At 67.5% G+C, this 12,518-nt stretch carries 11 protein-coding genes; 5 read left to right on the forward strand and 6 right to left on the reverse strand.

Features of this window, described 5'->3' with window-relative positions:
* Positions 1 to 26: 26 nt before the first annotated feature.
* Positions 27 to 1,025 carry a WD40 repeat domain-containing protein gene (locus CFB24_RS13195; RefSeq protein ID WP_088521094.1) on the forward strand — a complete coding sequence of 333 codons (999 nt, stop codon included), beginning with the start codon at positions 27 to 29 and terminating at the stop codon, positions 1,023 to 1,025.
* Positions 1,026 to 1,093: 68 nt separating this feature from the next.
* Positions 1,094 to 2,677 carry a CYTH and CHAD domain-containing protein gene (locus CFB24_RS13200; protein WP_158255299.1) on the forward strand — a complete coding sequence of 528 codons (1,584 nt, stop codon included), beginning with the start codon at positions 1,094 to 1,096 and terminating at the stop codon, positions 2,675 to 2,677.
* 12 nt (positions 2,678 to 2,689) lie between these two features.
* Here CFB24_RS13200 and CFB24_RS13205 read toward each other — a convergent pair whose 3' ends face one another.
* Complete coding sequence (locus tag CFB24_RS13205; RefSeq protein WP_088521096.1) at positions 2,690 to 5,095, reverse strand: hypothetical protein; 2,406 nt, start codon at positions 5,093 to 5,095, stop codon at positions 2,690 to 2,692.
* Between the two features lie 216 nt (positions 5,096 to 5,311).
* Here CFB24_RS13205 and CFB24_RS13210 point away from each other — a divergent pair, with 216 nt between their 5' ends.
* A complete protein-coding gene (locus CFB24_RS13210) occupies positions 5,312 to 6,031 on the forward strand; it encodes an SIR2 family NAD-dependent protein deacylase (protein ID WP_088521097.1) in 720 nt (239 codons plus the stop codon).
* Here CFB24_RS13210 and CFB24_RS13215 read toward each other — a convergent pair.
* From CFB24_RS13215 to CFB24_RS13225, 3 genes are all read right to left on the reverse strand, one after another.
* Positions 6,028 to 6,489 carry a hypothetical protein gene (locus CFB24_RS13215; protein ID WP_088521098.1) on the reverse strand — a complete coding sequence of 154 codons (462 nt, stop codon included), beginning with the start codon at positions 6,487 to 6,489 and terminating at the stop codon, positions 6,028 to 6,030. The genes CFB24_RS13210 and CFB24_RS13215 overlap by 4 nt on opposite strands.
* A gap of 129 nt (positions 6,490 to 6,618) precedes the next feature.
* Positions 6,619 to 7,155, reverse strand: coding sequence for a glycine cleavage system transcriptional repressor (locus tag CFB24_RS13220; protein ID WP_088521099.1), 537 nt, complete (start codon positions 7,153 to 7,155; stop codon positions 6,619 to 6,621).
* Between the two features lie 89 nt (positions 7,156 to 7,244).
* Entirely contained in the window at positions 7,245 to 8,483 is a 1,239-nt protein-coding gene (locus CFB24_RS13225; RefSeq protein WP_158255300.1) for a glycosyltransferase family 87 protein, read from the reverse strand.
* Positions 8,484 to 8,702: 219 nt separating this feature from the next.
* Between CFB24_RS13225 and CFB24_RS13230 the strand changes: the two genes are divergently transcribed.
* Positions 8,703 to 9,593 (forward strand): SH3 domain-containing protein, encoded by an 891-nt coding sequence (locus tag CFB24_RS13230; RefSeq protein ID WP_176440443.1) that lies wholly within the window; start codon positions 8,703 to 8,705, stop codon positions 9,591 to 9,593.
* A 64-nt stretch (positions 9,594 to 9,657) separates the two neighbouring features.
* Here CFB24_RS13230 and CFB24_RS13235 read toward each other — a convergent pair whose 3' ends face one another.
* Entirely contained in the window at positions 9,658 to 11,559 is a 1,902-nt protein-coding gene (locus CFB24_RS13235) for a propionyl-CoA synthetase (protein WP_088521231.1), read from the reverse strand.
* A 217-nt stretch (positions 11,560 to 11,776) separates the two neighbouring features.
* On the reverse strand, positions 11,777 to 11,965 hold the full coding sequence (locus CFB24_RS13240; protein ID WP_088521102.1) for a YdcH family protein: 189 nt from the start codon (positions 11,963 to 11,965) through the stop codon (positions 11,777 to 11,779).
* 205 nt (positions 11,966 to 12,170) lie between these two features.
* Here CFB24_RS13240 and CFB24_RS13245 point away from each other — a divergent pair, with 205 nt between their 5' ends.
* Positions 12,171 to 12,389 carry a YdcH family protein gene (locus tag CFB24_RS13245; protein WP_088521103.1) on the forward strand — a complete coding sequence of 73 codons (219 nt, stop codon included), beginning with the start codon at positions 12,171 to 12,173 and terminating at the stop codon, positions 12,387 to 12,389.
* Positions 12,390 to 12,518: the final 129 nt, after the last annotated feature.

Below are 12,518 nucleotides of genomic sequence, written 5' to 3' on the forward strand. Positions count from 1 at the left end.
AGACGACCCCGTCCGCGGAACGATTCATGACGACCTCCCTCACCGAACACGTCACTCTCATCGAGGCGCAAGCCGAAGTGGTCGGCGCCTTTTTCCTCGGCCGCCTGCCGGTTCTCGCCTTGGCCAATGGCGAGGCGATCCTGGCGGAAATCGGCGCGGAAACGCGGCTGAAGGTCCACGAGGACGGCGCCATTCTGACCGCCGCCAGCGACGGCCGCAAGGTCTATACCGGCGGCGACGACGGCAAGGCGTTCGCCCTCGACGCGACCGGCAAGATCGAGGCGCTGGCGCAGGAAAAAGGTTGGATCGACGCGCTCGCCGCGCGCGACGGCGCCGTGGCCTGGTCGTCGGGCAAAACCGTTCGCGCCCGCGACGCCAAAGGCGAAGTGAAGACATTTACGGCCCCGTCCTCGGTGCGCGGGCTCGGCTTCTTCCCCAAGGGCTATCGCCTCGCCGTCGCGCATTACGGCGGCGCGTCGCTGTGGTTTCCCAATGTCCAGGGCGAGCCGGACTCGCTGAACTGGAAGGGCTCGCATCTCGACGTCACCGTCGCGCCCGACGCCCGTTTCGTCGTCACCTCCATGCAGGAAAACGCCCTGCACGGCTGGCGCCTCGCCGACAAGAACGACATGCGCATGACCGGCTATCCCGCCAAGACGCGCAGCTTCGCCTGGTCGCATGACGGAAACTGGCTGGCGACCTCCGGCGCGGAAGGCTGCATCGTCTGGCCCTTCGCTGGCAAGGACGGCCCGATGGGCAAGGCGCCGCGCGAATGCGGCGTGCGGTCGGACGCGCTGGTGACGGCCGTCGCCTTTCATCCCGGCGCCCTGGTCGTGGCCATCGGCTATGACGACGGCTGGGTGCTGCTGGTGCGTATGGTCGATGCGGCGGAAATCCTGGCCCGGCGCACGCCGGCCGGGGAGGCCGACGCGATTTCGGCATTGGCGTTCGACGCCAAGGGGGCGCGCCTCGCTTTCGGCACCCGCGGCGGCGTCGCCGGCGTGCTCGATTTTCCCAAGGGATAAAAATGCTGCGTTTTGCGCCCAAGTTCGGCTAAGATGTGTGCAAGCTCCTTTTTTCGACAGTCGAAAGCGTGACCGATACTCTTCCTGACACGACCGCAGGCGACTCCGCCGATGCGCCAGTCGAACCCGCGCCCGCGGATCCGCGCGAAATCGAACTGAAATTCACCCTCGACGCGGCGGCGTTCGCCGCCGCGTTGGACTCGCCGCTGTTGCGTCGCGACGGGCAGAAGAGCCCGGCCAAAAAGCTGGTGTCGATCTATTTCGATACGCCGGACTGGGATCTGCTGCGCCGTAAGATCGCGTTGCGTGTGCGGCGCTCCGGCCGCAGCCTGCCGTTGATGACGCTGAAATGGCGGCCTGAGGCGGAGAGCCTGTTCTCGCGCGGCGAAATCGAGCACGCGGTGCGCGCGCTTGAGCCGGACCTGTCCCTGTTCGACGGCGAAACTGGCGAAACCCTGCGCGCGCTCGTCGGCGCCAAGCCGCTGGAGCCGAAATACGAGACGCGCGTGCAGCGGACGATCCGACTGATCACGGCGGGGTCGGCGGTGATCGAGGCGGCGTTCGACGCCGGCGAGATTGTCGCGGGCGCGGCCAGTCTTCCCTTGCGCGAACTCGAGCTTGAACTCAAAAGCGGCGCCGAGGCGGATTTTTATGGTTTCGCCGCGCGGCTGGTGCAAGAGCTGCCGTTGCGGCTCGACGCGGTCAGCAAGGCCGAGCGCGCCAGCCATTTGGCGCTGCAAACGTCTCCGACGCCGGTCAAGGCCAAGATCGCCGCGCTGCCCGGCGACCTCAATCTCGACGCCGCCATCGCCCAGGTCATTCTCTCGACCCGCGATCATTTCCTCGCCAATTGGGCGAGCTTGCGCGAAAGCGACGACCCCGAAGCCATCCATCAGATGCGCGTCGCGCTGCGCCGGCTGAGGGCGGCGTTGGGCATGTTCAAACGCGCCATTCCCTGCGCCGAGCTGGAGGCGTTCCGCACGCGCGCCAAGGATCTGGCGAGCGCGTTTGGCCCGGCGCGCGACTGCGACGCGTTGCGCGAGCTGGTCGAAACCGGCCCCTTGCCCCATGCGCGGGCCGGCGATTTCGCCCCGCTGATGCAGGCGCTGGACCAGCGTCGGGGCGAGGCCTATGCACAAGCGCGCGCCCTGCTCGAAAGCGTCGAGCCGACCTTGTTCGCGCTCGACCTCGGCGCGTTCGTCGCCCGGCGCGGCTGGCGCAACGCGCTCACCGCCGAAAATCTCGGCGGCCTGACTGAAAAAGTCGGCCTGTTCGCGGCTGAGGCGCTGGAGCGGCTGCACAATCGCGCGCTCAAGCGGGGCCGCAAGCTGACGAGCCTGCCGGACGAACAGCGCCATCAATGCCGCATCGCGCTGAAAAACCTGCGCTACGCCGCCGAATTCTTCGCCGGCGCCTTTGACGCCGAGGCGGCGTCGGACTTCATCCGCGCCACGGCGCAGCTTCAGGCGCTGCTCGGCGCCCATAACGATGTCGCCACCGCCGAACACTTCCTCAGCCAGACCAACGAGGCGCAGGCGGCGCGGGCGGCCGGCGTGGTGCTGGGATGGTATGCGCGCGAGGCGATCGAGGCCGACAAGCATCTGGCCAAGGCCTGGAAGACTTTTAAGCAGGCCGATCCGTTCTGGGGGTGAGACGACGGCCGATTACGGCCGCGTCGTCAGCGCGACGATATCGTTGATCGAGCGGCGGTTGGCGGCGTCGCAGAATTGCGCGTCGAGTTCTGCCTGAACCGAGGCCGACAGCCACCAGCTCATCGACACCTTGCTCATCGCGGGCTTTTTGCGCGCGAGGCTGGCGCATTGGGCGGCGAATAAGGCGTCGCCCGGCGCGGCGGGGCCGATGGTCGGCGTCTCGTTCATCAGGATTTTGAAAAAGCCCAGCGTTTCCGTCCCGTTGATGCGCGCCAGCGCGCGCACCGCCAGATCCGCAGCCTCCTCGCCATGGCCTTGCCGCGTGGCGATGAGCGTTCCCACCGGCGCGGACAGCGGGCCGGCAACCTCGACGCCGAGGCTTTGGTCCAGCGGCGCGATCTGCGGGGTGGCGGCGGGGCGGGGCGGCGTCTTCTTGGCGGCGCGGTCGATGTTGGGGTCGTTCTGCACCCAGACCAGCGCCGGCTTGAGGCCGAGGCCATGCAGCGCCTCGGCGAGATCGAGCGCCGTGCTGAGGCCGGAGTTCTCGAAATAGCCGCCATCGACCACGCGATCGCCATAGGACGGGTCGGCGTCGTTGCGGATCACGCCGGCCGGCGAAATGATCGGAAAGCGCGCGCTGAGCAGGGCCGCCGTCGACAGCCGCAGGTCGGGCGCGTCGCGCAGGGCCGGCGCGTCGGCGGCCCCCTGGCCGGGCGCCGCGCAGGCGCCGCCATTGTCCTGGCAGGACCGCGACATCATCTCGAACACGTCGTACGCCTGCGACGACAGGGCGATGCGGCCAGGCTTGCCGTCCGGGCTGGCGTAGGTCGAGACCAGATCCGAGGCGATGATGCGGCGTCCGGTCGTAACCGACGTGCCGTTCAGCAGCAGCAGCGGCAGCCAGCCGTCTTTGGCGCCGGCGTAGCCGAACGGCCGGCACAGCCCCTTGCCGGCGCGCGCGCCGCACGGATGCGGCGCCCGGGTGATGTCGGCGATATAATTGTAGTGCCGCTCCCAGCTTTGCTCCAGCAGGGCGGCCCGGTCGAGGATCAGCGATCCCGCGCCGAACGGATTCGCCGGCGCGAGAATGTCGCGGAAGCCGAGGCCGATGAAGCCGCTCGACAGATAGTCGCCCGACACCAGCAATTGCAGGCACGACCGCCAGGACAGCCGATAATCCGGCGCGTCGCGGGACTCCATCCCGAACCATGTACGGTCGCCGCGCACGCAGGGCGGGGCGCTGGCGCCGCGCTCCTCCGCGTCGGCCAGGGCGGCGCGGATCGCCGCCGCGCCGAAGGCGCCGCCGGACACGCCCGAGAGCGCGAAAATCTTGCGGCCGGGCGCGCCGCCGGGACCGGTGCGGTCGATGATCTCGCCCGCCAGCGTCGCAGCCATGAAGGCGGCGCGGCTGGCGCCGCCCTCGGCGGCGAGGATCAGCGCGGCCGGGCATTTGGCGAGGTCGTCCGCGCAGGCGTTGGCGCGGCGCCATTTCTCCACCGCCGCGGCCAGTTCCACCTGGCGGCCGGCGCGCTGCTCCGCCGACGGGGCGGGCAGCAGGCGAATGTCGTTCAAATGCCTGTTCGCGCCGGTGACCACAACGCAGAGCGCGACCAGCGACGCCAGCGCCGGCCAGCCGCTGCGGTGGCCGAGCCGCGCCAGCAGGCTGAAGGTCAGCACCAGCGAGCCGAGCAGAAAGGGAATCAACAGCGCGCGGTCGAACAGCGCGGCCAGTTCGTGGGGCCGCAGATAGGCCGCCACGAACACCAGCCCGGTGCCGATCAGCGAGAGGCGCGCGAACAGGGCCAGGCCGGCGTGAAGCCGCGCCGCGCCGCCGTCCGCGCGCAGGTTGGCGCGATGGCCGAGCCAGCGCAGCAGGTCGCGGCGCCAGATGACGAAGAGCGCGAACAGAACGGCGGCGATCGCATCGCCGACCGCAATGAGAAGGATCTGGTCGTGGGCGCGCTTCACTTCGTCGAGGTCGCGCGCCGCCTCCATAGACGCGTCGCAGAAGGCCAGCCCCACGGCGACGGCGAAGAAGGGCAGGAGGCCGAGGATGCGCGGGGTCCAGCGGATCGCTCCCGCCAGCTCCTGGCGCAATTCGTCTTCCAGCGCGGCGCGCGCCTTGGGCGGCAGGCTGCGGCGGGTGTGAACGGAAACCAGCCAGTCCGGCTCCTCCAGCACGCGGCGCGCGCCATAATGAACGGGAAAGGCCCAGACGAAAAACACCGCCAGCAGGAACAGCAGCCAATGGCCGATCTGGGCGAGGGAATCGGAAAAGGCGAGATCGGCGAACAGGTTTTGCGCCTGCACCACGCCGCCGAGCAGGGCGAGGCCGGCCAGCGCGGACAGGAGGGAGAAGCGGCAGGCGGCGAGGAGGCGGCCAAACAACGCCCATTTGCGCCAGATTTGCGCCAACATCCGCGCCTCCCGCCATTCATGCGACGCAACGATAAGCCTCAGTTTGCGACAAAGCGCCGGGGACGGCAATCGCTTCCATTGAGGCGACTTGCCGCAGGCCGCGCCCGGTTTCGCGCCGGGCGGCGGCCTTGGGGAAAAAAGCGGGGCCGGGCGCGCGGTGTCATGGAGTTTCCGTATTGGGCGGAGTAGAATCGGGAGAAAATTAGAGGCTCGCGAATGCGGCAATTTGTTCTTTTGACCGGCAGCGGCATTTCCGCCGATTCCGGCCTCGATACGTTCAGATCTTCGGGAGGCCAGAGTCTTTGGGCGCGGTACGATCCCGATGTCGTCTGCAATTTCGACGTCTGGGAGGAGAATTTCGAGTTGGTGCACGAATTCTATTCGAAGCGCCGCATGGAATTGGCCGATGTCGAGCCCAACGCCGCGCATAAAATGGCGGCCGAGTGGCAAAAAAAATACGGCGCCGAGCTGATCACGCAGAATGTCGACGATCTGTTCGAGCGCGCCGGCGCCCGTAACGTGCTTCATGTTCACGGCCGGCTGACGGCGCTGCGCTGCCTGGCCTGCGAGACGGAATGGGAATGGGGCTACCAGGCCTTCGAGCCGGCCCGGGATCGCTGCCCGCATTGCGGCGGCCTGCATGAGGTCAAGCCGGATGTGGTGTTCTTCAACGAAAAGGCGCCGCTTTACCAGAAATTATGGGAGCGGCTGGATTCGCTGAGTCATGACGACCTGCTGGTGATCATCGGCACCTCCGGCAATGTGTTGCCGATCGCCGGCATCGCGCGCCACAGCCGGGCGGTCACCATCCTGTCGAATCTCGCCTCCGAGCCGGCCATTCCCGAAGATTTTTTCGACCACGTGCTGCATGGCCGCGCGGCGGAAACCGCGCCGCGTCTCGACGCGCTGGTGGCGCGGATCCTGTCGGAGTCCTAGGCTTTTCCAACCCGGGCGCGCCGCGATTCGATTTCGGCGCCCATGGCGCGGACCAGACAGGCGCGGGCGAAAGCGAGCAATTCGTCCGGGCAGCTCTCAAGATTTTCCAGCACCTGCATCAGCAGGCGGAATTGCGCCGTGGTGAGATCGGAGCCTTCGCCGCCGAGATAGTCGATCAGCCAGCGCGCCTGATCCAGGCTGGGGGCGCGGCTGGCGAAGCCGTCGAGATACCAGGCGCCGACCTTGTCGGCGAAGAATTTGCCCCAATCCGGACAGGCGGGCAGACGCGCGCGCGCCAAGGCGCCGAGCGCCTCCACTTCACTTTCCGTCAGGGCGCTGTCAGGTTTGGGCAAGTGCGACAGGATGCCGACGTCATCGGGCAGAATTTGGCCGCGACGGGCGATGGCTGCGCAGATCTGCGGCGCCAGATCGAGAGAAACGAGCGTGCCGGAGGTCATGGTTCCCCTTCCTGAACGAGGAAGCCGACTTTAGACGCGGCGCGCTGATCAAAGGCTTAACGCGGGTTATGCTTGAGGATGACTTGTCGCCTATGGTTAAACGCCCGTAAAAATGGCGCCGCGCCGGTCTCAGCAGGCGACCAGCTCCGCCGCCTGATCCAGCGTCAGATCGACCATCAGCTCGCTGGCGAGCGCTTCGAGCGACTGGCGGAGATCGTCGATCGCAAGGCCGTCCGGCAGCAGCAGACGGGCGGTGGCCTTGAACATCGCCTCGCCGGAAAAGGCCCCGCTCACCAACTCGCTCTCGAGTTCGGCGATGCTGACATGCTGTGCGGCGAGAACATGGGAAATGTCGCGGATGATGCCGGGCCGGTCGAGGCCGATCAGCTCAAGCCGCGCCGCCCGCCCTCCGATCGGCGCCTGTTCGTCGGTGCGCTGGATCACCAGGCGCAAGCCGTAGGCTTCGAGGTCGCGCAGCGAAGCGGCCAGCGCGTCGGCCTTGTCGGCCGCGACCGCGACCAGAATCATGCCGGCGAACTGGCCGGACAGGCTCGCCATGCGCGTGTCGAGCCAATTGCCGCCGCCGGCGGCGATGGTGTCGGACACCGCGCTCACCAGACCCGGCCGGTCGGGGCCAATCACGGTCAAAACGAGATGAATTTGCATGACGCGCTCCTCATGCGGCCGAACATACGCCAAGCCGGCCGCCGCCGATAGGCGGCTTTCGCGTGCGCAGGAGCGCCGAAATGTCGCCCTCAGGCCGCCCCGCCGGTCCGCGCCGCGCGCCGGGCGATCGCCGCCAGCAGCGCCGCCATCGACAGCGCGCCCAGCGGAATCGGCGCGGCGGAGCCGAGCGGCCGCGCCAGCAGCGGCGCGACGAAGGCCAGCGCCATGATGGATTTCTCATAGGGCAGGGCGCCGCGCTCCATCACGACGGCGGCGAGCAGCGCCAGCGCCGGCGCAATCGCCAGCATGTCGTAATCCATGCAATAGGGCGTCGAGAGCAGCGCGCCGGTCAGCAAGGCGGCGCCGGCCAGCCGGGGGTCGGCCCGCCGCGCGTAAAGCCAGACCACCACCGCGGCGCAGACCAGCGCGGCCGCCGTCTGCCCGGCATAGGCGAGGGGAACCGCGCCGCCCAGCGCCCGGATCGCGGCGAACACGCTCTGCATCTTCGCCCAGCCCGCGCCGCCCTGCTCGATCACCGCCTCGCGCGAGAAAGCCAGCGATCCCAGAAAGGCGCGCCAGACGTCCAGGCCGAACAGCGCCGTCGCGCCGGCGCATTCGACGAGAACGGTCGCGGTCGCCGCCAGCAGCGCGCGCCAGTTCCGCGCGGCGAGCAGCGCCAGCGGGACGAGCAGCCCGAATTGCGGCTTGTAGGCGACAAGGCCGAAGCATACGCCCGCAACGAGGGGGCGCGTCGGCAGCAACAGCGCCCCGGCGCCCATGGCGGCGGCCGTGGCCAAACCATTCTGGCCATGCATGAGATTGATGGCGACGGCCGGAAAGGCGAGCCCCGCCATCAGCACGGGTCCCTGTCCCTGCGGCCAAATGGCGCGAAGCACGGCGAGATAGGCCGCAAGGCCGAGGCCCTGCCACAAAACGAGCGCGCCGAGATATGGCAAAAACGCCAGCAGCGCCGCCACCACCAGGAACAAGGGCGGATAGCCCCAGGGATAAAACGGCGTGGCCGGTCCGAACACGGCTTTTTGATGGGCGGCGTGCGCGGCGTTGTCATAGGCGAGGGCCGGCGCGCCTTCATGAACGGACAGGCCGGCGACATAAACCTGGCTGAAATCGGTCCCGAGCGGCTGGCCGTCGAATCCCACATTTCCATGCGCGGTTGCGAGCAGCGCCAGGATCATGGTGAAGCCGAAAGCGATCAGGATCCACGCATAGGCGCGGCATCGCGCCGGCGTGAGAAAAGCGCCGGAGCGAAGGGCCGCGCGCCAGCTTGTGGGCGTCGAGTCCACGAAAGAGTCTTGCGATGACGGCACGGTTGTTTCCCCAGCGGAACGGGATGATGCCGGGGCGGGGTTAACAATCGCGCAACGCGCCGGGACGTCCGTTTTGCCGATTTGGCGGCCTATCCCACGCGAATCGCGCGCTTCTTCGAACATTTGCGCGCGGAACCATCGAAAATGGCGGGCGTTCTCATCCAAAGCGAGGGCGCGGTGCGCGTCAGCGCAGCCCCCGTATTTCTTGGGAGATACAAGATGCGATTCACATCCGCCGCAGCACTAGCCGGCGCATTGCTGGCCACGACCAGCGCGAGCGTATCGGCGCGCCCGGCCGTGATCACCACCAACGCCAACCTGCGCAGCGGGCCGAGCGTGGCGAGCCCGGTCGTCGGCATCGTTCTCGCCGGCGCCGCCATTGATGTCGGCCGGTGTCGCGGCTCCTGGTGCCGCGTGAGCGCCAATGGCGGAGCTGGATATGTGTCGAGCACGCTGATCGCCTTCGGCGGCGGCGGCGTTTCCGTCGCCACGCTTCCGCCCAGCGGCGTGGTTGGCGTCAGCTCCGGCTATCCTTCCGGCGGCTATTATAACGACTACGCCTATAACGACTATGGCTGGTCGGATTACGGTCCCGGTTACAGCTATTACGGCTCCGGCTGGGGGCCCGGCATTGGCGTGGGCTTCTATAGCGGCGGCTATTATGGCGGCGGTTATTATGGCGGTCGCGGCTGGGACAGGCGCCATGGCCGGGGCTTTGGCGACGGGCGCGGATTCGCCGGAGCGCCCGGTCGCGGCTTCCGTGACGGCGGGGTGACGGCGGGCGCCGGCGCGCCCATCACCACCATCAACTCAGGCCCGGGCGGGCGGTTCGGCGGCCGGGGCGAGGGCGGTTTCGCGGGCGTGGGCGGCGGTTTCCACGGCGCCGGCGGCTTCCGGGGCGGCGGCGTGCAGGCCGCGCCCGTCAACGCAGGGGGCGGCGGCGGATTTGGCGGCCGTGGCGGCGGTGGTTTCGGCGGCGGCCCCGGTGGCGGCGGATTTAGCGGCGGTCCCGGCGGCGGGGGCGGCGCTCCCGGTGGTGGCGGCGCTCCTGGCGGCGGTGGGCCTGGCGGCGGCGGCGGCGGCTTCGCCGGCGTGGGCGGCCATCGCTAGGCGATCCGGCTTTCAACATTTTGCGCAAAGCGGCGCGCGCCCCTCGGGGCGCGCGCCGTTCTCTTCAGACGCCCTTGTTTTCCAGCGCCGCCATGATCTCGTCAATGATGGCGGGATCTTCGATGGTGGCCGGCATGGTCCAAGGGTCGTGGTCGGCGATTTTCTTCATCGTGCCGCGCAGGATCTTGCCCGAACGCGTCTTGGGCAGCCGGTTCACGGTGATGGCGATCTTGAAGGCCGCGACCGGCCCGATCTTGTCGCGCACCAGCTTGACGATTTCCTGCTCGATTTCGAGCGGCGAGCGGGTGACGCCGGATTTCAGCACGATGAAGCCGCAGGGCTGTTCGCCCTTGAGCCGATCCTTCATGCCGATCACCGCGCATTCCGCCACATCGGGATGGGAGGCCAGCACCTCCTCCATGCCGCCGGTCGAGAGGCGGTGTCCCGCGACATTGATGATGTCGTCGGTGCGGCCCATGATGTAGATATAGCCGTCCTCATCGATGAAGCCGGCGTCCGCGGTCTTGTAGAAGCCAGGGAAGTCGGTGAGATAGCTCTCCTTCATCCGCGCGTCCTGGTTCCACAGGGTCGGCAGATTGCCCGGAGGCAGCGGGAGCTTGACCACGATCGACCCCATTTTTCCCGGGGGCACGGGATGGGCGGCCTCATCGACGATCTGGATGTCATAGCCCGGCATGGCGACGGTCGGCGAGCCGTGCTTGACCGGCAGAGCGCCGAGGCCGACCGGATTGCCGGCGATGGCCCAGCCGGTTTCGGTCTGCCACCAATGGTCGATCACCGGCACGCCCAGGATCTTCTCGGCCCAGGCCACCGTCTCGGGGTCGGCGCGCTCGCCGGCCAGGAACAGAGTGCGCATGGACTTCACATTGTACTTCTGCAGCAGTTCGGCGTTCGGGTCTTCCTTGCGCACGGCGCGGAACGCCGTGGGCGCGGTGAACAGAGCCGCAATCTTGTATTCCTCGATCATGCGCCAGAACGCGCCGGCGTCGGGCGTGCCGACCGGCTTGCCCTCATAGACCACGGTGGTCGCGCCATAGAGCAACTGGCCATAGAGAATGTAGGAATGGCCGACCACCCAGCCCACGTCGGATGCGGCCCATAGAACCTCGCCCGGCTCGATGCCGTAGAGGTTCTTCATGGTCCACATCATCGCGACGGCATGGCCGCCGTTGTCGCGCACCACGCCCTTGGGAACGCCGGTCGTCCCGGAGGTGTACAGGATGTAGAGCGGGTCGGTGGCCTTCATCTCCTCAGGCGCGACGGTGCGGCGCTCGGCCAGCGCCGCGGTCACCAGCGTCGACCAGTCGAAATCGCGGCCCGGGATCAGATCTCCCGGCTGCTGCGGCCGCTGCAACTGCAGCACCTTCTCCGGCTTGACGGCGGCGAGGCTGATCGCCTCGTCGAGCAGCGGCTTGTATTTCACCACCCGGTTCGGCTCGATGCCGCAGGACGCGGTGAGAATCACCTTGGGTTCGGAATCGTTGATGCGGGTGGCCAGCTCCTTGGCGGCGAAACCGCCGAACACCACCGAATGAATCGCCCCGATGCGGGCGCAGGCCAGCACGCCGATCACGGCTTCCGGAATCATCGGCATGTAGACCAGCACGCGGTCGCCCTTGGCGACGCCGAAATCCTTGAGAACGGCGGCGACGGCGTTGGCCTCGGCCAGCATTTCCGCGTAAGTGTAGGTGCGCTTGATGCCCGCGACCGGGCTGTCATAGATCAGCGCCGCCTGATCTGCGCGGCCGTTCTTCACATGGCGGTCGAGCGCATTGTAGCAGGTGTTCAGCGTGCCATCGGGGAACCAGCGGCCGTAAACCCCCGCCTCGGGGTCGAACACGGTTTGCGGCGGCTTGATCCAGTCCACCTGTTTGGCGGCCTCCGCCCAAAAATCGAGCGGATTTTCCTTCCAGGATCGGTAGACTTCGCGATACTGGCTCGCCATGGGGTTCTTCTCCTTTTTGGCCGATTTCCGGCGCAATGTGTCGCGCGGAAAGTGCGACGGCGCGCGAGAGAAGTCCAGAATTGGCTGCTCAACCCTTAGGCTAATGGCCATTTGGCGGGCGCGGCTCCGGCGGGGGCGGGCGCGGCCGGGCCGGAGGAACGCCCAAAAGAAAATCCCCGCCGCAAGGACGGGGATTCAAATCGCCAGACGGGTCGGTTCAGCTGACCGCGGCTTCGACCTTGCCGGTCTTCAGTTTGGAGATTTCGTCCTTGAGCAGAAGCTTGCGTCGCTTGAGTTCGTGCAATTTCAGTTCGTCCGATCCGGGGAGAGCCTCTTCCTTCTCGATGTCCCGTTGCAGCGCCTGATGGCGGCGTTCGAGTTCTGCGAGATGGGCTTGCATGGACATGCACAACTCCTATCGAGTTTTTGACGACAGAATAGTGACACGCCCGTCACCGACTGCAAGCGGTAATTCACGGTCACGTTCAAGCGAATAGGCCGAGCTTGAGCGGAGCGCCGAAAGCCGCAATCTTCGCCTTGCTCTTGACGGCGCGTGCGGCCATAATCCGCGCCGCGCGGCGGGCGTGCGGAAATGGGCGGCAGATCGGTCTATGACCAAAGACATGAGCGACGAGGAACGGGCCGAATTTACTGCCGAACTCGAGCGTTTGCGTGAGGAGCACCGCGATCTCGACGCCGCCATCGAGGCGCTGACCGCCGTCGGCGCCTATGACAGGCTGCAGTTGCAGCGTTTGAAAAAACGCAAGCTGGTCTTGCGCGACCGGATCACCTTCCTGGAAGACTCGCTGACCCCGGACATCATCGCCTGAACAGCCCGGGCGCGTCGCGCGGTTCAGGCTGACGCGGCCCTTTGGTTCGGATAGAATAGACGCAGAACCGGCTCCAGGGCCAGATTTTGCTTTTCCTTCTCGACGCGGCGCTATAGGACGACGGCTTCG

This window comes from Rhodoblastus acidophilus (genome assembly GCF_900187365.1).
GTDB classification, from domain to species: Bacteria; Pseudomonadota; Alphaproteobacteria; order Rhizobiales; family Beijerinckiaceae; genus Rhodoblastus; species Rhodoblastus acidophilus.

Coding starts and splice junctions, on each gene's coding strand:
- CFB24_RS13195 (WP_088521094.1), top strand. CDS start 27: ATGACGACCTCCCTCACCGAACACGTCACTCTCATCGAGGCGCAAGCC.
- CFB24_RS13205 (WP_088521096.1), bottom strand. CDS start 5,095: ATGTTGGCGCAAATCTGGCGCAAATGGGCGTTGTTTGGCCGCCTCCTC.
- CFB24_RS13210 (WP_088521097.1), top strand. CDS start 5,312: ATGCGGCAATTTGTTCTTTTGACCGGCAGCGGCATTTCCGCCGATTCC.
- CFB24_RS13215 (WP_088521098.1), bottom strand. CDS start 6,489: ATGACCTCCGGCACGCTCGTTTCTCTCGATCTGGCGCCGCAGATCTGC.
- CFB24_RS13220 (WP_088521099.1), bottom strand. CDS start 7,155: ATGCAAATTCATCTCGTTTTGACCGTGATTGGCCCCGACCGGCCGGGT.
- CFB24_RS13230 (WP_176440443.1), top strand. CDS start 8,703: ATGCGATTCACATCCGCCGCAGCACTAGCCGGCGCATTGCTGGCCACG.
- CFB24_RS13235 (WP_088521231.1), bottom strand. CDS start 11,559: ATGGCGAGCCAGTATCGCGAAGTCTACCGATCCTGGAAGGAAAATCCG.
- CFB24_RS13240 (WP_088521102.1), bottom strand. CDS start 11,965: ATGTCCATGCAAGCCCATCTCGCAGAACTCGAACGCCGCCATCAGGCG.
- CFB24_RS13245 (WP_088521103.1), top strand. CDS start 12,171: ATGACCAAAGACATGAGCGACGAGGAACGGGCCGAATTTACTGCCGAA.